The organism is Campylobacter sp. CNRCH_2014_0184h, assembly GCF_025772985.1.
In the GTDB taxonomy this organism is placed as follows: domain Bacteria; phylum Campylobacterota; class Campylobacteria; order Campylobacterales; family Campylobacteraceae; genus Campylobacter_D.
The window spans coordinates 39,373-60,969 of sequence record NZ_JAKMTB010000007.1; the positions used below are offsets into that span (position 1 = coordinate 39,373).

At 29.1% G+C, this 21,597-nt stretch carries 20 protein-coding genes; 11 read left to right on the forward strand and 9 right to left on the reverse strand.

Annotation, left to right across the window (positions count from 1 at the left end; genetic code table 11):
* Window positions 1-17 precede the first annotated feature (17 nt).
* Window positions 18-788: a MetQ/NlpA family ABC transporter substrate-binding protein gene (locus L8X36_RS06830; protein ID WP_263683170.1), complete on the forward strand. Its 771-nt coding sequence runs from the start codon at window positions 18-20 to the stop codon at window positions 786-788.
* 28 nt (window positions 789-816) lie between these two features.
* Here the strand turns inward: L8X36_RS06830 and L8X36_RS06835 are convergent, their stop codons facing one another.
* Complete coding sequence (locus L8X36_RS06835) at window positions 817-2,001, reverse strand: acetate kinase (RefSeq protein ID WP_263683171.1); 1,185 nt, start codon at window positions 1,999-2,001, stop codon at window positions 817-819.
* Between the two features lie 8 nt (window positions 2,002-2,009).
* Entirely contained in the window at window positions 2,010-3,479 is a 1,470-nt protein-coding gene (gene pta, locus L8X36_RS06840) for a phosphate acetyltransferase (RefSeq protein WP_263683172.1), read from the reverse strand.
* Window positions 3,480-3,564: 85 nt separating this feature from the next.
* On the opposite strand from pta, the gene flgH reads away from it, so the two are divergent.
* Entirely contained in the window at window positions 3,565-4,266 is a 702-nt protein-coding gene (gene flgH, locus L8X36_RS06845) for a flagellar basal body L-ring protein FlgH (protein WP_263664106.1), read from the forward strand.
* Between the two features lie 11 nt (window positions 4,267-4,277).
* On the opposite strand, the gene L8X36_RS06850 is transcribed toward flgH, so the two are convergent.
* From L8X36_RS06850 to L8X36_RS06875, 6 genes are read right to left on the reverse strand one after another with little or no spacing between them, the layout of a single operon-like run.
* Window positions 4,278-5,678: a Mur ligase family protein gene (locus L8X36_RS06850; RefSeq protein WP_263683173.1), complete on the reverse strand. Its 1,401-nt coding sequence runs from the start codon at window positions 5,676-5,678 to the stop codon at window positions 4,278-4,280.
* Window positions 5,671-6,414 (reverse strand): alpha/beta fold hydrolase, encoded by a 744-nt coding sequence (locus L8X36_RS06855; RefSeq protein ID WP_263683174.1) that lies wholly within the window; start codon window positions 6,412-6,414, stop codon window positions 5,671-5,673. Before L8X36_RS06855 ends, L8X36_RS06850 begins: the two co-directional genes overlap by 8 nt.
* Before the next feature lie 2 nt (window positions 6,415-6,416).
* Entirely contained in the window at window positions 6,417-6,632 is a 216-nt protein-coding gene (locus L8X36_RS06860; RefSeq protein WP_012661347.1) for a type II toxin-antitoxin system Phd/YefM family antitoxin, read from the reverse strand.
* A gap of 2 nt (window positions 6,633-6,634) precedes the next feature.
* Window positions 6,635-7,675, reverse strand: a complete 1,041-nt coding sequence (locus L8X36_RS06865) for a D-alanine--D-alanine ligase (RefSeq protein ID WP_263683175.1) — start codon at window positions 7,673-7,675, stop codon at window positions 6,635-6,637.
* A gap of 16 nt (window positions 7,676-7,691) precedes the next feature.
* Window positions 7,692-8,243, reverse strand: a complete 552-nt coding sequence (gene ruvA, locus L8X36_RS06870; protein WP_263678993.1) for a Holliday junction branch migration protein RuvA — start codon at window positions 8,241-8,243, stop codon at window positions 7,692-7,694.
* 5 nt (window positions 8,244-8,248) lie between these two features.
* Entirely contained in the window at window positions 8,249-10,096 is a 1,848-nt protein-coding gene (locus L8X36_RS06875) for a FapA family protein (RefSeq protein WP_263683176.1), read from the reverse strand.
* A 125-nt stretch (window positions 10,097-10,221) separates the two neighbouring features.
* On the opposite strand from L8X36_RS06875, the gene murJ reads away from it, so the two are divergent.
* Genes murJ through rseP form a run of 9 tightly spaced genes read left to right on the forward strand, consistent with a single transcriptional unit; the run spans window position 10,222 to window position 20,530 of the window.
* The gene (gene murJ / locus L8X36_RS06880; RefSeq protein WP_263683177.1) at window positions 10,222-11,664 is read left to right on the forward strand and encodes a murein biosynthesis integral membrane protein MurJ; all 1,443 of its coding nucleotides are present in this window, start codon (window positions 10,222-10,224) and stop codon (window positions 11,662-11,664) included.
* Window positions 11,665-11,676: 12 nt separating this feature from the next.
* Entirely contained in the window at window positions 11,677-13,059 is a 1,383-nt protein-coding gene (gene cysS, locus L8X36_RS06885; protein WP_263678989.1) for a cysteine--tRNA ligase, read from the forward strand.
* Window positions 13,052-14,815 (forward strand): ABC transporter ATP-binding protein, encoded by a 1,764-nt coding sequence (locus tag L8X36_RS06890; protein ID WP_263683178.1) that lies wholly within the window; start codon window positions 13,052-13,054, stop codon window positions 14,813-14,815. Before cysS ends, L8X36_RS06890 begins: the two co-directional genes overlap by 8 nt.
* Window positions 14,816-14,866: 51 nt before the next feature.
* Window positions 14,867-15,925, forward strand: coding sequence for a quinone-dependent dihydroorotate dehydrogenase (locus L8X36_RS06895; RefSeq protein ID WP_263683179.1), 1,059 nt, complete (start codon window positions 14,867-14,869; stop codon window positions 15,923-15,925).
* Window positions 15,922-17,175 (forward strand): M16 family metallopeptidase, encoded by a 1,254-nt coding sequence (locus L8X36_RS06900; protein ID WP_263683180.1) that lies wholly within the window; start codon window positions 15,922-15,924, stop codon window positions 17,173-17,175. The genes L8X36_RS06895 and L8X36_RS06900 overlap by 4 nt, the downstream gene beginning before the upstream one ends.
* The gene (gene dapA, locus L8X36_RS06905) at window positions 17,165-18,061 is read left to right on the forward strand and encodes a 4-hydroxy-tetrahydrodipicolinate synthase (RefSeq protein ID WP_039666865.1); all 897 of its coding nucleotides are present in this window, start codon (window positions 17,165-17,167) and stop codon (window positions 18,059-18,061) included. Before L8X36_RS06900 ends, dapA begins: the two co-directional genes overlap by 11 nt.
* On the forward strand, window positions 18,061-18,840 hold the full coding sequence (locus tag L8X36_RS06910; RefSeq protein WP_263683181.1) for an enoyl-ACP reductase: 780 nt from the start codon (window positions 18,061-18,063) through the stop codon (window positions 18,838-18,840). The genes dapA and L8X36_RS06910 overlap by 1 nt, the downstream gene beginning before the upstream one ends.
* 51 nt (window positions 18,841-18,891) lie before the next feature.
* The gene (gene pgsA / locus L8X36_RS06915; RefSeq protein WP_257928099.1) at window positions 18,892-19,422 is read left to right on the forward strand and encodes a CDP-diacylglycerol--glycerol-3-phosphate 3-phosphatidyltransferase; all 531 of its coding nucleotides are present in this window, start codon (window positions 18,892-18,894) and stop codon (window positions 19,420-19,422) included.
* A gap of 1 nt (window position 19,423) precedes the next feature.
* On the forward strand, window positions 19,424-20,530 hold the full coding sequence (gene rseP / locus L8X36_RS06920; protein ID WP_263683182.1) for an RIP metalloprotease RseP: 1,107 nt from the start codon (window positions 19,424-19,426) through the stop codon (window positions 20,528-20,530).
* Here the strand turns inward: rseP and L8X36_RS06925 are convergent.
* The gene (locus L8X36_RS06925) at window positions 20,527-21,357 is read right to left on the reverse strand and encodes a hypothetical protein (RefSeq protein WP_263683183.1); all 831 of its coding nucleotides are present in this window, start codon (window positions 21,355-21,357) and stop codon (window positions 20,527-20,529) included. The genes rseP and L8X36_RS06925 overlap by 4 nt on opposite strands.
* Window positions 21,358-21,597: the final 240 nt, after the last annotated feature.

Consider the following 21,597-nt stretch of genomic DNA (forward strand, 5'->3'; position numbering starts at 1 on the left):
TATAAAAAGGAGTTAAAATGAAATTGTTAAAATTGCTCGCTGCAAGCACAATTTTAGGTGCAAGTTTATTTGCTAATGAAGTTATCACTGTAGGTGCAACACCTATTCCTCATGCTGAAATTTTAGAACAAACTAAAGATTTGCTAAAAAAAGAAGGTTACACATTGGAAATTAAAGAATTTAATGACTATGTTTTGCCAAATCTTAGTACAGATAGTAAAGAACTTGATGCAAATTTTTTCCAACATCAGCCTTATTTAGATGAGTTTAATGCTAATAAAGGTACAAAATTAATTAGCGTTGCAAAAATTCACATCGAACCAATGGCAGTTTATTCTAAAAAATATAAAAACATCCAAGATCTTCCACAAAATGCTACCATAGCTGTACCAAATGATCCGACAAATGAAAGTAGAGCTTTAGATATTATCGCTAGCACCAAGCTCGTTAGTTTTGAAAATAGCACATTAAAAACTCCACTTGATATTAAAGATAATCCAAAAAATATCAAATTTAAAGAGTTAAAAGCAGCACAACTTCCAAGAGCTTTAGATGATGTTGATTTTGCAGTGATTAATTCAAACTATGCCTTATCAGCAAACTTAAATCCTGTGAAAGATTCTATTTTAATAGAAAGCAAAGAAAGTCCTTACGCAAATATCTTAGTAACCACTCAAGATAATAAAGACAATCCTAAAATCAAGGCTTTAGTAAAGGCTTTGCAAAGTCAAAAAGTAAAAGACTTTATCAATGAAAAATACCAAGGTGCAGTAGTCCCTGCATTTTAAAACAAACCTTGAGTTTTAAAACTCAAGGTTATTTATTTTTAATAAGTTCTGTGGTAATTTTAGCTATTTCTAATTCTTCTTCTGTTGGAACAATTAAAATTTTAATTTTAGAGTCTTTTTTACTAATCTCACCATTTCTAAGCTGTGCATTTTTATCTAAATCTATATCAAATCCTAAATGCGCTAGTCTTTGACAAACTTTTGCTCTAACAATATCATCATTTTCGCCTATACCAGCAGTAAAAATCAACGCATCAACTCTAGGCAAAATCGCAAAATAAGAACCGATATATTTACTCAAACGATAACAAAACATATCAAGAGCAAGTCTTGCTTTTTCGTTATTTTCTTCAATTTGGGCTTCAATATCTCTAAAGTCATTAAACCCACAAATTCCATAAACACCACTTTTTTTATTCATTATAGTGTCTAAATCAGACGGGTTTAAATTTAATTCTTTTGCTAAAAATGGCAATACAGCAGGATCAATATCTCCACATCTAGTCCCCATGATCAAACCTTCTAGCGGTGTAAAGCCCATAGAAGTATCTACGCATTTTCCATTTTCTATAGCACAAACACTTGCACCATTTCCAAGATGAGCGCTAATTGCATTAAATTCATTAATATCTTTACCAAGTATATGCGCAGCTTGTTTACTTACATAAGAATGTGATGTACCGTGAAAGCCGTATTTTCTAACTTGGTGTTTTTCGTAAAATTCATAAGGCAAAGCATACATATAAGCATAATCAGGCATACTTTGATGAAAAGCTGTGTCAAAAACTGTCACATTAGGAACTTTTGGAGCTGCTTTTATCATAGTTTTAATACCTATTAAATGCGCAGGATTATGTAAAGGTGCTATGTGAGCAACTCTATCAATTTCTTTTAAAATTTCATCATCTACCAAACAATGCTTGGTTAAATTTGGACCTCCATGAACTATCCTATGTCCACATCCATCAAGCTCATTTAAATCATGTAAAATTCCACTTTGAGCAAATAATTCATTTACTAATTCAATACCTTGTTCATGATCTTTAATCGCTAATTCTTTTTTGTATTTTTGACCACTTTTTAGATCTTTTAACTCTATTTTAGAGCTTTGCTCGCCTATTTTTTCCACCAAACCAGATGCTAAAGCCTCATCTTTTTCAAAAAGCTTAAATTTAATTGAAGATGAACCTGAATTTAAAACTAATATTTTCATTTTTCTCCTTATTCTTGTGCTTGAATAGCACTTAAAATCACAGTATTAACAATATCTTCTACCAAACATCCTCTACTTAAATCATTAATCGGCTTTTTAAGACCTTGTAAAATCGGACCAATCGCTAAAGAATTTGCCGTTCTTTGAACTGCTTTATAGCAAATATTTGCCGCATTTAAATCAGGAAACACATATACATTTGCTCTTCCTGCTACTTTAGAATTTGGCATTTTACTTTTTGCTGTTAGCATATCATATGCTGCATCAAATTGTATAGGACCTTCTAGCTCAAGTTGAGGATATTTTTCTTTAGCTATTTTAGTAGCTTCTTTAATTACATCCACGCTAGCCCCACTTCCGCTATCTCCACTAGAATATGAAAGCAAAGCCACTTTAGGATCAAGTCCAAAAGCCTTAGCACTATTTGCACTCACATAAGCAATTTCAGCAAGTTGTTCAGGGGTTGGATTTGGCATAACAGCACAATCAGCAAAAACCAAAACCTTATCTTCTAAAGACATAAAAAACATACCAGAAACCAAACTCACATAAGGTTTTGTTTTGATAATTTGCAAAGCAGGACGAATAGTTTCAGCAGTAGTTGTACTTGCTCCACTTACCATAGCATGCGCTTTTTGAGTATGTACAAGCAAGGTCGCAAAATATGTTTTATCTTGTACTAACTTTTTAGCTTCTTCTTTACTCATACCTTTGCTTTTTCTAGCTTCATACAAAAGCTCTTCAAATTCTTCATTATATTGAGAATTTTTAGGATTTATAATACGTACACCATCGATATTAATATTTAAACTATTAGCTTTAGCACAAATTTCATTGCTATCGCCTAGTAAAATCAAATCAACAATCTCATTTTGCATTAAAAACTCACTAGCTTTTAATACTCTTTCATCAAAACTTTCAGGTAAAACCACTATTTTTTTATCTGCTTTTGCTTTTTCAAAAAGCTCATAAGAAAATCTTGCCTGAGTTTTATAGGTATATTCTTGTAATAAATCTTGAGTAAAATCTTCATTTTCTTTTAACAAAACAAAGTCGCTAAGCTTTTGACTTAGTAAAAAATTTAACATAGTATGATTTTCATCTTGACTTTTTGCATATAGTGGAGCATTTAGCTCTTTAGCTAAGGCTATATTTAAACTCAAATCACCCATCAAGCCAAAATCATCTACTCCAACCACTATAACAAAATCATTTTTATTTTTTATTTTTTCAAAATCTTCAATAATTTTTTTAAAAAAATCATTTGAATTTTGAGTAAATTTGCTTTGATAATTATTTTTTTCAAAACTACTAAAAAAATCTAGCTTAAAATTGGTTTTTGAACATATTAAAGCAATTTTTTCTTTATTTTTTTCACAAAAAACAGGAAAGTAAAAGGCTATTTTACCTTGAACTTTTTCTAAAGACTGTGTTAAAAATTTCTCATCAACACAATTTAATAAAAACATGGATTTCATTTTTTCCTCTTTTTTAACAAAATAATTGTTTTTTTGTAATATAATAATTTTAAAATTCATCACAATAATATAAGGTTATAAAGCTATGAAATTTAAAAATGTTAATTTTTACTTGTTACCTTTTGTAATGTTTGGTTGTAGCGCCACAGTCGATCCGCATATTAACATGAAACCTCCAACTTATGTAGAAGAATTGGCTCCAAAACAAAATCATAACACCCAAAGCAATCCTGGATCGCTATTTGGTAAAGGAGATAATCCTTTATTTTCTGATAAAAAAGCAATGAATGTAAATGATTTAGTAACCGTAGTCATTAGAGAAAATGCTACACAAAACTCGCAAGGCTCTAAAGCTACAAGTAAAAACAATAATGTTAATTTAGGCGGAGGACAAGTAACCACTGGTGCTGGACTTAGTAAAGCTAGAGATTTTATCAATGATTATACAAATATAGGCTATACTACAGCAAGTACTTCACAATATCAAGGCACAGGAAGCCAAACTAGAAGTGAAAATTTCCAAACCACCATTTCTGCTAGAGTGATTAAAGTTTTATCTAATGGAAATTATTTTATAGAAGGAAGTCGTGAGCTTTTAATTAATGGTGAAAAACAAATCATTCAGCTAAGTGGGGTTATAAGACCTTATGATATTTCTCAAGATAATATGATAGATAGTAAATACATAGCTGATGCAAAAATTCTTTATAAAACAGAAGGTGATATAGATAAATCTACACGCAAGCCTTGGGGGACAAAATTCATGGAAACCATTTGGCCTTTTTAAGCTAAATGGTTTTACATAAAACTTGGTGCATCATTAGAAAATAAAATCAAATCTCCATTTTGGGTTAATTTTGATAAAGTTTGCACAAGTTGAGATTTTTCTTTTAATACATAAAAATCTAATGTAATATGTTTTTGCAAAATCGTGCTATTAGCCTCTGAAGTAATAATTACAAAATCAAAACACTCATTGATTATCTTACATAATTTTATATTTTCTTCTTCATTAACTTCAACTATACCAGGAGTTACCAAAACTTTTCTTCCTTGATAGCTTTTACAAAGCTCATAGCTTTGACTCATACCTTTAAAATTTCCATTAAAACCATCATCTATGATAAATTTAGGCTCTTTAGAAATCACTTGCAAACGATGTTCTACTGCTTTTAAATTTAATACACTTTTTATAATATTTTCTATTTTAATTCCTAAATAATGAGCAAGTAAAATACACACACTAATATTATAAGCATTAAAAGCGCCTAGTAAATTTGCATGAAAATCATAAATATTACCATCTAATCTTATTTTAAAATCTAAACCTTCTAAACTTGCCCTAACATCACTTAAACAATCATCATAAAATTCATTTTCATATAAGGTGCTTGAGTGTAAAAAGTATTTTTCTAAACGCTTGGATTTTAAAGCTTGCAACTTAGCACTGCGGATGTTATCTTGAGTTTTAAAATACTCCAAATGCGCCAAACCAATCTCACCCACTATACAAATTTGAGGATTTAAAAACTCTGCAATTTCTAAAATATCATTTTGCTCTCTTGCGCCAGCTTCTACGATATAAATTTCAGTATTATTTTCTAAATTTTCATTGATATCTTTTACTATACCCATGAAAGTATTAACACTTCTTGGAGTTTTATAGCACTTAAACTCATCTTTTAAAAGTTCGTATAAAAAATTTTTTATACTTGTTTTTCCAAAACTAGCAGTAATTAGAATAATTTTTAAATTTGAATTATCACAAATCTTTTTATTTGCCTTTTTTATAAATGTATTTTGGTTTATTTTTTCTACTAAAAAGCTTAATAAAAATGCAGCTACTAAAGCTTCTAAACCTATCCAAAAAAATGGCATAAATACTAAAGTAAAAAGCGACAAAAATAAAAAATAACGCTTAATCCTAGCAGTAAAAACCAGCTTTTTATCTAAATTTTTATATAAGTACCCACCATATAACAAAGATAAAGCAAAAACTATAAAATATAAATAAAAATTTCCGCTATACAAAGAAAACACAAAAGCAAAATAAGGAATTATTAAAAAATATAAATGCCACAAAGGCTTAGCAAAATGTAAAATTATGCGTGAGAATTTATAAGAGTACCATTGCAAAGCTAAAATCAGGTAAAATCCAAGTAAAAAATTCAAACTTAAAAAAGCTATCATACTAATCATTTTTTAAAAATTCCTCATGTATTTTTTCATTTATAAAATCAGCATGTTTTAAAAAGAAAAAATGATCCCCATCTAATGCAAAAAAATTTCCTTTTTGTGCTAAAGAATGGATAATCGCTCCACTTTTTAAAGGCGTAGCTTTATCTTCATTACCCCAAAAAATCAAAATAGGGTTTTTAAGCTTTTGAAATTCATTTTCTAAATTTTCATTAACAACCTTCTTAAAGGTTTCATACATCACTTCACTCATACCTTGAGCGTCTTTGCTAATAAAAAATTTCCTCCAAAAATCCCCATAAGGAAGATTTTTTAAAATTTTAAACAAGGCTATTTTAAACCTCACTTTAAAGCTTTTTGGTAAAACCACACCTGCGCTAGAGAGTAAAATTAAACCTTGAAAATTAGCATTTTGACACATAATAGTCGCAACTTTTCCGCCAAAAGAATGCCCCATTAAATAATCTGCCTTTTGCTCAATTGTAGTTAAAAAGTCTTCCACAACCTTAGCATAAGCATAAGAATCCATAGGTGCATCTATGCTTGAATTTCCAAAACCAGGCAAATCTAAATAAATTTGTTTAAAATCATTCAAAGGCTTTTCAAAAGCTTGTTTCATAAGCTCTTTATTAGCCCCCCAACCGTGTAAAATAAGAATTGTTTTTTTACATTTTGGATTGATGATTTCATAACTTAAATTATAAAAATATCCATTAGAATATACTCTAGTTTTTGCCATTTCTAGCCTTTTTTATCTTTATAAATCTTTTCTAAAAGCATTACAGCTTCATTTAAACGCTCATATTCTTCAAAACTTAAAAGCACGGCTTCAAATTTATTATTTTTTACTATCACCACTCTACCGTTTTCGCTCTTTTTTGTTTTTTCAAGCATAGTACTGAAATTTCTTACTACTTCAGTTGCAGTATAAATTTCATCTTTGCTAAAAGTAGCCATGATTATAACTTACCTTTTTGCCCATTAATACTGTGAATAAAAGCATAATCGATCTTAATTTGCTTTTCTAGCTCTATATTTTTTGCTAAATTATCAACTGTATTAGTAAAATCTTCAAATAAATAATTTGCCAATGATCCTGGATTTGGATTGATCTCATTTAAATAAACCTCATCACCTATCACAAAAAAATCACAGCGAATCAAAGCTCCTTTAAATAAAGGATTGTAAATTCTCGTAAAATTATCCCTTAGTTTTTGCTTTAATTCTTCACTAATATTTGCTTCACTGACTTTAGAACTTTCTGAAAAACCTAAATATTTTTGTTCAAAATCTAAAATTTCATTTTTTCTAGGCTCTTCAATGATAGAAAATTCCATTTTTTCACCTATCATACAACCTGCTAAGTTATATTCTTTAATATTGCTTACAAATTTTTCAACCACAACATCCTCATCAAATTCAAAAGCAACATCTTTAGCATATTTAAGCTCGCTTTCATCTTTAACTATACTTATACCTATGCTACTACCTAATCTTGCAGGCTTTAAAATACAAGGAAAGTCTAAAGAAACATTTTGCTCTTTATGCAAATTTAAAACTTTATAATCAAGTGTTTTTACCCCTACACTTTGTGCATAAAGTTTAGTTAAAACCTTATTAAAAGATAAAACACTAGCTTCTATGCGCGGTCCTATGTATTTTATACCATAAAAATCAAGCAAAGCAGCTATTTTGCCATCTTCGCCATCTTTTCCATGTACGATATTTACCGCTACATCAATGTCAAGTTTTTTCTCGCCTAACATAGTTTTTATAAAAAACCCACCCTGCTTTAGCACCAAGACTTTTTCTTTTTTATAAGCACCACTACTAAAAGTTTTTGCATTCATTTTTTCTTCATCTATAAGAAAAAATTCTTTATTTTTATCACAAAATATAAATTTTTTTTGCGCTTTGAGTACTTTTTTTAATACCACAGCACTCACAATGCTAATTTCATGCTCATAAGAATTTGCACCAAAAATTACACCATATATCATTATATTTTTCCTTTTATTATGCTAATTTTTTCAAAGCCTCTTTAATAAGCTCACTAGTATTTTTACTCTCACAAGTTCTTAAAACCTTTAAAATATTTTCTTGTTTAAAACCAAGTGAAAGTAAAGCTGCCAAAGCTTGCGCTTGGTCTTGATTGGAATTTTCTATATTGATTTTTGCATCACTTAACTCAGCTATAATTCTTTTTGCACTCTTTGGACCAATACCAGGAACCTTTTTAAATACACTCTCATCACCACTTTGCAAAGCTGCATAAAAAGTATTAGTATCTAAGCTTGAGCAAAGCGCCATAGCAGTAGTTGCTCCTATACCACTAATTTTAATTAATAATTCAAACATTCTTTGCTCATTAATATCTAAAAATCCATATAATTTATGAGAGTCTTCTTTGATAATTTGCGTGATTAAAAACTCAACCTTTTGATCTTTTTCAAAATTACTTGAGCAAAAAAGCGACACATAAACACCATAACTTACCCCACTTGAAGTTTTTAAAACAACAAAAGTAGGTTCTTTTTTACTCACTATTCCTTCAATTGCCACTATCATTTAGCTTATTCCTTGTAATTGCTAATAGAGCGAATTTCATAAACACTCATCCCATTTTCAGTATCTATTTTTTCAAGCTCAAAACATTGAATTTTTTCTTCACTATGAGGATGATAGCTTAATTCTTTTCTAGGATTTAATAAAACAAATTTAACCTCGTTTAAATCCATCCATTTTCCACTTTTATTAATAATTTTTGATTTTAAAAGTTCATCTTGAATTTTTTTAAGCTTTTCCATATTTGCTTTTTCTTCTTCTTTTAAGGTTTCTATTTTATTAGCTAAAATATTTAAATTTTCAATCTTTTGATTAAAATCTTTAATAGTAATCTTATAAGCTTGCGGTACAGCTCTTTTTGCACTTATTAATTCTTTTGCCTTTTGCTGTAAAATTCTCACAGAATCTTTACTCACATGGATAGTATGCTTGGTTTCTTCAATTTCTTTGACTAAATTTTCTTGTTCTTTTTTTAACTCTTCAATATGCAAAAGTATCTCTTCTCCACTTTTTTCTTTATCAAAAGCTTTGAGATCTTGAATTACAAGTTTATTGCCACTTCCTTGAACTTTTTCAACATGAATCAAGCTTTTAGCAATACACAAACAATTACCACCAAGCTCTTGTATGTAAATTTCATCCGCAATAATCTCCCCACCCACAGCCTTTTTAATATTTACTTTTTTAGCCTTGATAGAACCATTTTCTAAAGTTTCAGCAAAAACTTCCTCGGCCTCACAATATCCTCTTAAGATATTAACCTCAACCTTTTGCCCTATAATAGTGCTTTTATGATGCATATTACCTTTAAGAATTACTTTTTTACCTCTTAAAACAGAATCTTGAGCCATATTACCAGTAACTTCTAATTCTTGAGCTTCAACAGTAATCCTAGGACCTATTGCATCTTCTAAACTATTTGTATTTTTAATCACAATGATAACTTGTTTATCAAAACCCGCCCAAATAGAACCCGTACTTTTAAAATCAACCTTATTAAATTCTAAATAATTTTCTATCTCATAAATAGATTTTTTTTGGATAATAAAGCCATCTTTTTTGGCAATATATTTTATGCTTTCATCATCTTCTTTAACTTCAAAATTATCCGAACAAACAACTTTTTCTTTATTTGTTTTTGGCGGAAGTGCTTTTAAAATTTTAAATCTTAAATCCTTGCCATCGCTACCCTCTTTTGGTTTAATCCTCTCAATAGCCACCTCATCTTTTCCTATGGGTGCTACATAGTTTCTATTCATCACATCATTGTGCTTTTTTAGATTTTCTAGGTAGTGATATTGAATTTCTTCATTTGTAGGCTCTTGAGGATTAACTCCCTTGCATACTTCAAATTCAACTTCAAAATCAAATTTTTGCTTTTCTTTGACTTTGGTATTAAAATCAATAATTTGCTTTTTGAAATCAAAAATTCTAAATCCGAGCAAATATTTTTCTTTTATCATCGCTTTGTAAATAGCTTCTAAAAGTTCTAGTGCCAATTTATCATGAAAAGCAATAATTTCACTGGCTTTAACACTAGCTTTTAATAAAGTACAAATTTCGTTGGTATATAAACTAATCTCAAAAGCTGGTGAGTGTGCAAATTTTTTAAAATAAATTTCTATTTTATACTCTTGCTCTATACTTAAATCATGAATTAAAAATTTTTCATCTTCTTCAAAAATTTTTAATTCTTTTTCATTAACTTTTATCCATTCTTGATTATCATAAGTATAAGAAGTACTAAAACTTAATAATCTAAAATCAAGTTCATCAACTTCGCATTTATTTTCAGAAGCAAATATCAAAAGCTCTTTATAAGGGTCTTTAGTATATAAAATTTTCTTCTCTTCCATAGCTTAAGCTTCCTTATTGTGTATAAAATTTTGATTTTAGCAAAAATAAAATCAAAATTTAGTTAAAATTATTGCTACTAAAAAATTTTATAATACTCAAACTAATATTTAAAGAATGAAAATTAATGAGAAAAAATATTATTTTTAAAAATTTTATCATCAATGCCTTAGGAATTTTATTTTCTAGGATTATGGGTGTTTTAAGAGATATTGTTTTAGCTTTATATTTAGGTGCTGGAATTTATAGCGATATTTTCTTTGTGGCTTTAAAAATGCCTGCTTTTTTTAGAAGAATTTTTGCAGAAGGGGCATTTGGACAAGCTTTTTTACCAAGTTTTTTAAAAGCAAGTAAAAAAGGTGCTTTTTGTATAAATGTCTTATTACAATTTAGTATTATTGTTTTTTTAACCTGTGTTTTAGTGAGTTTTTTTGCTGAATTTTTTACAAAGATTTTTGCCTTTGGTTTTAACAAAGAAACGATCATTCTAGCTGCGCCTTTAGTTTCTATTAATTTTTGGTATTTGTTTTTTATCTTTTTAGTAACTTTTTTAGGTTCTTTATTAAACTATAAACAAAATTTTTTCATCACTTCTTTTTCTGCTTCATTTTTTAATCTTTTTGTTGTGATTGCCGGATTTTTTGTCACTCAAGATGAACCTTTAGAGGCTTTGTATTATTTTTCATATGCGACTGTTTTAAGTGGTCTAGCTCAACTTATATGGCATATTTTTGCTTTAAAAAACACTAGAATTTTAAAAAGTATGTATTTAAGCATAAAACTTAAAAAAACAAAGACTAATTTAGATAAGTTCCACTCTACATTTACTCATGGACTTTTAGGCTCTTCGGCAAATCAAATTAGTTCATTATTAGATACTACTATAGCTAGTTTTTTAATGGCTGGAAGTATTTCGTATTTGTATTATTCTAACAGAGTTTTTCAGCTTCCTTTAGCTCTTTTTGCAATCGCTCTAAGTCAAGTAAGTTTTCCCAAAATACTAAGACATTTAAAAGCAAATGAAGAACAAAAAGCCTTGGCTTTTATGCAAAAAGCTTTTGAGTATTTAAGCGTGCTTTTGATTTTAGCTAGTATAGTTGGGATTATCTTAGCTAAAGAAATTGTGGAGTTTTTGTTTCAAAGAGGAAATTTTAATCAAGAAGATACAAAAATCACTGCATTTTTATTACAAGCTTATCTTTTGGGGCTTTTGCCTTTTGGCTTGCAAAAACTTTTTTCTTTATGGCTTTATGCTAAATTTAAACAAAAAATAGCCGCTATAATAGCCTTTAAAACACTTTTTATATCAGCATTTTTTAGTATAGTGATTATTTTACTTATTAAAGAAGAAGCTTATAAGAGCTTAGGTATTGCACTAGCTTCATCTATTAGTGCTTTTTATTTATTATATGCTAATATAAAAGAATTTGGCTTTAGAAATCTTTGGGGTATTTTTAGGGTTAAATTTTGGCTTATAAGTATAGTATTTTTAAGTTTATTTGCTCTAGGCTTATTTGAAATTAAAGATATTTTAATACAATTTTTAATTGAAATTTATCATTTTTTTTAAAGGTTTGTTTTGATGGTTTTTTTTGATAGTGTTTTAAAGAAAAAATGCGAATTTATCCCACATGAGACAAAAAAAGCAAACATTTATCTATGCGGGCCTACTGTATATGATGATGCACATTTAGGGCATGCAAGAAGTAGTGTATGTTTTGATTTTTTAAGAAGAGTTTTGCTAGCAAATGATTATGAAGTAGTTTTTGCTAGAAATTACACTGATATTGATGATAAAATCTTAAAAAAAATGCAAGAAAGTGGCAAAAGTTTAGAAGAAATTACAAATTTTTATATTAAAAGATATGAAGAGGATATGCAAGCACTTAATATCTTAGAACCTGATTTTAAACCAAAGGCTACAGCTTATATTGAGCAAATGATTATATATATAGAAAAACTTTTAGAATTAAACCTAGCTTATAAACTTGAAGATGGGATTTATTTTGATACTAGTAAAGATGATAAATACTTTTATATCTCTAAAAGAAATTTAGAAGATAATCAATCACGCCTAGAAGAAAGCGTGGCTAAAAAAAATGATAGCGATTTTGTTTTATGGAAATTTGATGAAAAATTTTATCCTGCAAGTTTTGGCAAAGGAAGACCAGGTTGGCACACAGAATGTGTTGTGATGATAGAGAGTATTTTTAAAGATAAACTTGACATTCATGCAGGGGGCATAGACTTACTTTTTCCTCATCATGAAAATGAAGCTTGCCAGTGTCGTTGTAAAAACAATCATGAATTAGCTAATTTTTGGCTACACAATGGCTTTGTACAAATTAATGGTGAAAAAATGAGCAAAAGCTTGGGAAATAGCTTTTTTCTAAAAGATTCTTTAAAACTTTTTAGTGGAGAAGTTTTGAGATTTTATCTTTTAAGTGTGCATTATAGAGCGCATTTTAACTATGCTTTAGAAGACTTACAAGCTGCTAAAAAAAGACTTGATAAATTTTACCGCTTAAAAAAACGCTTAAATTTAAATGCTTTTATAGATGAAAAAACTACCATAGAAAGTGAAGTAGCTAAAAATATCTTAGAAGTTTTAAATGATGATTTAAATGCCTCTAAAGCCTTAGCTTTACTTGATGAGTTTATCAATGAAAGTAATATTTACTTAGATCAAAACCCAAAAGATAAAACTTATAAAATACAAGTAGAAAAAACCTTGAAAGAACTTGCTTTTATTTTTGGTATAGGCTTCATAGATACCATAAAATATTTTCAATTTGGCATTAGTGAAGAAAAATGTCAAGAAATAGAAGAAAAAATTGCTCTACGCAACAAAGCAAAGCAAGAAAAAAACTATGCCTTAGCAGATCAAATTCGTGATGATTTAGCTAAGGAGAATATTCTTTTAATGGATACACCAAATGGTGTGGTATGGGAGAAAAATGGATAAAAATTACAAAGAAATGAAGCTTAAAGAGGTTTTTACTCGCTTTAAGCCTTATTATAAAGATTATTGGTTTTATTTTGTTTTAGCTATCATTGGCATGCTTTTAACTAGTGGTGGAACAGCTGCTAGCGCATACATCATAGAGCCTATTTTAAATAAAATTTTTATAGAAAAAAATGCTCAATTGCTTTATTACATGCCTTTGCTTGTTGTTTTAATTTATGCTTTAAAAAATCTTGGTGCTTATATGCAAGTTTATTATATATCTTATGTTGGGACAGATATTTTAAGAAGATTAAGAGAATTAGTTCTTGGCAATCTTTTGCGCTTAGATATGAGTTTTTTTCATAAATACAGAAGTGGCGAATTAATCAGTCGGTGTACTTCTGATATTGGAGCTTTGCAAAATATAGTTTCTACTATCATACCTGAAATTTTAAGAGAAAGTTTAACTGCCATTGGACTTTTAAGCGTAGTGATTTATCAAAGCCCAAAACTTGCTTTTTTTGCTTTAGTTATTTTACCTTTAGCAATTTATCCTCTTGCTATTTTTGCTAAAAAAATCAAAAAAATAGGACGCAATACCCAAGAAAAAAATTCTGATCTTACTTCAAGATTAAGTGAAATCTTTTCCAATATAGAACTTATTAAAGCTTCCAATGCAGGCAAAAATGAAATGCAAAAATTCAGCCAAACTAATAGCGAAGTTTGTAAACTTTCCTTAAAGGGCATTAGAATCGAAGCTTTGAGTAGCCCTTTAATGGAATCTATGGGTTCAATTGGCTTTGCAATAGTAATTATAATAGGTGGTAAAGAAGTAATCGATGGAAGTTTAAGTATAGGTTCTTTTTTTAGTTTTACTACAGCTTTATTTATGGCTTATACTCCTATTAAAAGACTTTCTTCACTTTATACAAGATTACAAAATGCAGTAGCAGCTAGCGAGAGAACTTTTTATTTAACTGATTTAGAACCACAAATTAAAGGTGGTGAAGAAAAACTTACAGAAAATATCCAAAATATCCATTTTAAAAATGTCTCTTTAAGCTATCAAAAAGATAAAATGGTATTAAAAGATGTAAATTTTTCTTTTGATAAAGGAGAAATTCTAGCCTTAGTTGGATCAAGCGGTGGAGGAAAATCTTCTATTATTAATCTTTTAATGTATTTTTTTGAAAAAGATAGCGGTGAGATTTTAATCAATCAAAAAGACATTAGCTCTTTTGATATTATTAGTTTAAGAGAAAATATTTCTTTGGTAACTCAAAATATTTATATATTTAATGACACCATAGCTCAAAATATTGCTTATGCTAAAGAATATAACGAAACACGCGTGATAGAAGTTTTAAAACAAGCTAATGCTTATGATTTTGTTCAAGAACTTGGTGGTATACATACTGAATTAAAAGAACATGGAAAAAATCTCTCAGGTGGACAAAAACAACGCATTGCTATAGCAAGGGCTTTATATAAAAATCCTCAAATTTTAATTTTTGATGAAGCAACCTCAGCACTTGACAATGAAAGCGAAAAAGCCATAGTAAGAACTATAGAAAGCTTAAAAAAAGATCGTTTGATACTCATCATCGCTCATAGACTTAGCACTATAGAAAATGCCGATAAAATCGCTGTACTTGATAAAGGAAAAATAGCTTCTATAGGAAATGATGCTTATTTAATGCAACATTGTGAAATTTATCAAAAATTAAAACAAAAAGCACAAAAAACTGATAAAGTCAAAGAAAATGAAAACTAAAAATTATCATTTTTTTAGTACAATATGCTATTTTGCAAATAAAGGAAAAATATGACTTATGAAAGCTTAAAACCTTTAATATATAAATTAGATCCAGAAAATGCTCATGCTCTGGCTGAATTTAGTATGCGGACGCTAGATTGTATATTTCCTGGAGGGCTTAGTTTTTTTGCAAAAGATTGTGTAATAAATGATGAAATTTTAAATCAAGAAATTTTTAATTTAAATTTTTATAACCCTGTGGGTTTAGCAGGTGGTTTTGATAAAAATGCAACCATGATAAGACCGCTAAGTGCTTTAGGTTTTGGTTTTTTAGAATATGGAACTTTTACTCCAAAACCTCAAAATGGTAATGAAAAACCTAGACTTTTTAGACTTGTTGAACAAGAAAGTATTCAAAATGCTATGGGTTTTAACAATAAAGGCAAAGACGCCATTGCAAAAGAAGTAAAAAAAGTCTATCCTTTTAGCATACCTTTAGTGGCAAATATAGGCAAAAACAAAATCACCCCAAATGAAGAAGCTATTAATGATTATATTATTTTATTAAAAGAATTTAAAGATTTATGTGATTTATTTGTGATTAATATATCCTCTCCAAATACCAAAAATTTAAGAGATTTACAAAGTGAGGAATTTGTAAGTACTTTATTTAACCAAGCAAAACAAATCACAAACAAACCTGTGATTTTAAAAATTGCTCCAGATATGAATATAGATAGCGCAATTTCACTTTGTAAAAGCGCTATTAGTGCAAAAGCTGATGGTATTATCATGGCAAATACTAGTATAGATTATTCTTTGATTGACAATGCAAGAACTTTTGGCGGAATTAGTGGTAGATTAATCACCCAAAAAAGTGCGACATTTTTTAAAGAAGTAGCTAAAGAAATTTATCAAGATACTATTTTAATAGCAAGTGGAGGCATAGATAGTGCTGAACTTGCTTATGAGCGCATTAAAAACGGGGCTAGTTTGGTTCAAATTTATACAGCTATGATTTTTAAAGGACCAAGTATTGTTAAAAATATCAATCAAGGTTTAATCGAGCTTTTAAAACAAGATGGTTTTAATCATATTAGTCAAGCTATAGGAGTTAATTTTAAATGATTAATTATAAAAAAATCACCCTTGAAAATAAACTTGAAGTCTATACTTTACCTGTAAATAAAAAAAGCGGAGTTATAAGTGTAGATATTTTTTATAAAGTTGGCTCAAGAAATGAAAAAATGGGAAAAAGTGGCATAGCTCACATGCTTGAACATTTAAATTTTAAAAGTACAAAAAATTTAAAAGCAGGTGAATTTGATGAGATAGTCAAGGGTTTTGGCGGAGTGGATAATGCAAGTACGGGCTTTGACTATACGCATTATTTTATAAAATGCTCTAGTGAAAATTTAGATAAATCTTTATGGCTTTTTGCTGAATTAATACGTAATTTAAATTTAAAAGATGATGAGTTTCAACCTGAAAGAAATGTAGTTTTAGAAGAAAGGCGTTGGAGAACTGATAATAATCCTTTGGGATATTTGTATTTTAGATTATACAATCATGCCTTTTTACACCATCCATATCACTGGACCCCGATAGGCTTTTTTAAAGATATACAAAATTGGAAAATAGAAGATATACAAGATTTTCATCAAACTTTTTATCAACCTAAAAATGCTATTTTGCTTGTGAGTGGTGATATTGATGAAGATGAAGTATTTACTTTAGCTAAAAAGCATTTTCAAGATATAAAAAATACCAAAGAAATCCCTATAGTTCATGAAAAAGAACCTGAGCAAGATGGTGCTAAACGTGTGATCTTGCATAAAGAAAGCGATACACAATTACTAGCACTTGCGTATAAAATTCCTGCATTTAATCATGAGGATATGCCAAAACTTTGTGCATTAAGCGAACTTTTGGGAAATGGAAAAAGTTCTTTAATAAGCGAAATTTTAATTGATAAATTAGAACTTATCAATGAATTTTATGCTTATGCAAGCGAAAATATAGATGAGAATTTATTTATATTTATTTGTGTTTGCAATGAAGGTATAAAAGCAGAAGATGTTGAAAAAGAGCTTTTAAAAATTCTTGAAGATGTAAAAAATGCTAAATTTGATGATACTATCATGGAAAAAATCAAAAACACCGTAAAAAGTGATTTTATTTTTTCACTAAGCGATGCAAGTAGCGTTGCAAATATTTATGGATCTTATCTTGCTAAAGGCGATTTAAAACCTTTACTTGATTATGAAAAAAATATAGAAAATCTAAGCAAAGATGATTTAATTCATTGTGCTAGAAAATATTTCAATGAAAACAAATCTACTACAATAATCTTAAAAAGGGGTGAAAATGGACAATAAAATCATCATAGGAGCAATGACAGCTTTAATAACTCCATTTAAAAATGGAAAATTAGATGAACAAACTTACCACAAACTCATCAAAAGACAAATAGCAAATGGGATTGATGCAGTAGTGCCTGTTGGAACAACTGGAGAAAGTGCCACCTTAACCCATGAAGAACATAGAATTTGTATAGAAATAGCATTAGATGCTTGCAAGGGAAGTTCTTGTAAGGTTTTAGCAGGAGCAGGAAGCAATGCTACCCATGAGGCTGTAAGTTTGGCTAAATTTGCACAAGAGCATGGAGCTGATGGTATTTTAAGCGTTACTCCATACTATAACAAACCCACACAAGAAGGTTTGTATTTGCATTATAAAGAAATAGCAAAAAGCATAGATATACCTGTACTTTTATATAATGTCCCAGGAAGAACAGGTTGTGAGCTTCAAACAGAAACCATTATAAGATTGTTTAGAGATTGTGAAAATATTTATGGGGTAAAAGAAGCTAGTGGGAGCATTGACAAATGCGTTGATTTGCTAGCACATGAGCCTAGAATGATGCTTTTAAGCGGAGAAGATGCGATTAATTATCCTATACTTTCAAATGGCGGTAAAGGTGTGATTTCAGTTACTTCAAATTTACTTCCTGATATGATTTCAAAATTAACTCATCTAGCTTTAGAAGAAAAATACATCGAAGCTAAAAAAATTAATGATGAGTTGTATAATATCAATAAAATTTTATTTTGCGAAAGCAATCCTATACCTATTAAAGCAGCAATGTATATAGCAGGTTTAACCCCTACCTTAGAATATCGTTTGCCACTTTGTAAACCTAGTGATTGCAATTTAGCAAAAATAGAAGCGATTATGAAAAACTATAATATCAAAGGATTTTAATGGATACTTTTTTTCAAAATAAAACTTTAGTAATTAGCGGTGGAACAAGAGGGATTGGTAAAGCTATTGTATATGAGTTTGCAAAAGCAGGAGCCAATGTAGCTTTTACTTATAATTCTAATGCAGATTTAGCTCAAGAAATTGTAAAAGATTTAGAAAATAACTACAAAATCAAAGCAAAGGCTTACGAGTTTAACATACTTGAACCAGAAACTTATAAAGAATTATTTGAAAAAATCGATCAAGATTTTGACAGAATAGATTTTTTCATCTCTAATGCTATTATCTCAGGTCGTGCCGTTGTAGGTGGATATACTAAATTTATGAAATTAAAACCTCGCGGAATAAATAATATTTTCACAGCAACCGTAAATGCATTTGTAGTTGGAGCACAAGAAGCAGCAAAAAGAATGGAAAAAGTTAGTGGAGGTAGTATATTATCTATTTCTTCAACAGGAAATTTAGTACATATTGAAAATTACGCAGGACACGGTACAGCAAAAGCAGCAGTAGAAGCTATGGCAAGATATGCTGCAACCGAACTTGGTTCTAAAAACATCCGTGTAAATGTAGTAAGTGGCGGGCCAATTGACACTGATGCGCTTAAAGCATTTACAAATTATGAAGAAGTTAAAAATGCAACTATTAATCTTAGTCCACTAAACCGTATTGGACAGCCTCAAGATTTAGCAGGAGCATGTTTATTTTTATGTTCTGATAAAGCAAATTGGATCACAGGACACACTTTAATCGTAGATGGTGGTACCACTTTTAAATAATTCATTACCCCATTTTGGGGTATTTTCTTTAAACACAAGGATTAACAAACAATGAATTTACCTAATATCTTAGCATTTATAAGGATATTATTAGCTCCACTTTTGTTTTTTTTACTTATTAATGATTTTGAAAATATTCATCCCAGTTGGGTAAATTATTTTGCTTGTGTTGTTTTTGGTATAGCTGCCTTGACTGATTTTTTTGATGGTTATATTGCAAGAACTTGGAATCAAACTACAAAACTTGGAGCTATTATAGATCCACTAGCAGATAAAATGCTTGTTTTGGCTGCTTTTTTAGGATTATTACTCACCCAAAAAGCCGATCCTTGGATGATTTATATTATTCTAGTAAGAGAATTTTTTATAACCGGTTTTAGAGTGGTTATGGTGAGTGAAAAATTTGATGTAAGTGCTTCTTTTGCAGGAAAAATAAAAACAACCTTTCAAATGATAGCCATTATATTTTTAATCATGCAATGGCCTTTTGCCAATACATTGTTGTTTATTGCCTTAGTACTTACACTTTATTCGGCTTTTGAATACATACTAGCTTATACAAAACATTTAAAAAAGGTATAATTTGAAATCATATTTATTTTTATTTATTATCTTAGCCATTGGCTTTAAATTTTATTCTTTTAGCTTTTTAATAACGCTTTTGGTTATATCTTTTTTAATTTTTTTTCACGAGTTAGGACATTTTCTAGCCGCAAAACATATGAGGGTTGATGTAGAGATTTTTAGCATAGGCTTTGGAAGAGCTGTTTTTAAAAAAACTTACAAAAACACAGAATATCGCTTATCTGCTCTACCTTTTGGTGGTTATGTTAAACTCAAAGGACAAGATGATTTAAATCCTAGCGAAAAAAATTACGAACCAAATAGCTATAATACTCTAAGTCCTCTAGCTAGAATTTACATACTTTTCACAGGACCATTTTTTAATTTCTTTTTAGCATTTTTACTTTATATAGCCATAGGTTTTTTAGGAGTTCAAAAGCTTGCACCTGTTATTGGTAATATAGCACCAAGCTCAGCTGCACAAAAAGCAAATTTACAAATTGGAGATAAAGTCCTAGCTATAGATGGAGTTAAAATTCAAAGCTTTGAAGAAATTGGCAAACTTGTACATATAAAACCAACCTTACTTAGTATAGAACGCGATGGTAAACTCATCAACATCACCCTAACCCCGCAAATTGATCAAGGCTATAATGAGTTTTATCAAAAAGTTCAAAAACCACTAATTGGCATAGCACCTAAGGGTGAGTTTGTTACTATTTATCATCCAGGATTTAGTAGTTTAAAATATGCTTATGAAGAAAGCATAGAGGCTTCTTTGCTCATTTTTAAAGGTCTTGCTAAAATCATCAGCGGGGAATTAGACGCTAAGAATATGGGTGGAATCATCACTATGGTGGATATAACTTCCAAAGCAGCAAATACTAGCATAGTGGTTTTATTTTTAATCACCGCTTTAATTTCTATCAACCTTGGAGTATTAAATTTACTTCCCATTCCAGCGCTAGATGGAGGGCATATACTTTTTAACCTTTATGAGTTAGTCTTTAAAAAAGAAGTGCCAAAGGTATGTTTTGAATATCTTAGTTATTTTGGCATGGCTTTACTTTTAAGTTTAATGGTGTTTGTAACTTATAATGATATTACTCGTTTTATGAGTAATTAATAAGTCCTAGTAGCAAAATCATAGCGATTAAATTCACCTATATTGTTTTTACGGTAAAAACTATTATAAAATTGCTTACTTAAACTTTGCTCATAATTTAGTCTAAATCTTACCCACATTGCTGTTTGATCTTTGGCGCTGGTTTTTTCATCTTGATAATTAAGTGATAAATCTAAAATAGAAATTGGAGAATAAGTAATGTTATATTGATTTTGTAATTCTTTTATATTAGAATTTACATTTAAAACATTCAAATAAGGCAAATCAAACATCAAACCAAGCTCTGTGCTATCTTCACTATCATTTTCCTTTATATTATAGTGATTAGCATAAGCTTTAAAATAATGACTAAATTGAAATTCAGCACCAAAACTATTTTTTTCATAAGCTTCTTTATACTGATCATTAAAATAATTAAAACCTAAATTAAACTCATCAAATTCATAACGATTAATAAGTCCTAAAGAATAAGCTTGTTCTAATTGTCCTATTCTTGCTTGTTTTTCTAAAAGCAAAGTAGCATTTTCATAATCTAGTAATGAATTAATATTTTTTATATTTACATTTAAAGCATCATAGTCTAAATTAGCCTCTGTTTTATCCTTAGAACTTAAATTTAAAACTTGACCTAAAGAATTACTAGCAAAAGAACTAAGATCTGTACTTTGAGCTTGGTATTCTTGTGGTTTTTGAAAAAATACTTGCTTAGAAACAGTGTTTGACTTTTGATATTTGCTAATATTAGCCTCACCCTCACCTAAGCTTTCTTCTAAATTTAAAGCAAATGCATTTATGCATATACAGCTTAAAAAAATGTATTTTTTCACTCAACCTCTAATGTATTATTTTATAAAGATACAAATTTCACATTTATCATGAAATATTGCTAACTCTATATTTATAATAGCATTATATTTTTACAATATGACTAATTAACAATATTTTTAATAACAAAGCAATTATTTTTTCAAAAATACACCCCACCACTTAAATATAACTTCATTCTATGATCATCATCAAATTTATACTGATGAACAGCTCTTGCTGCATCAAGCTTTATATAATAC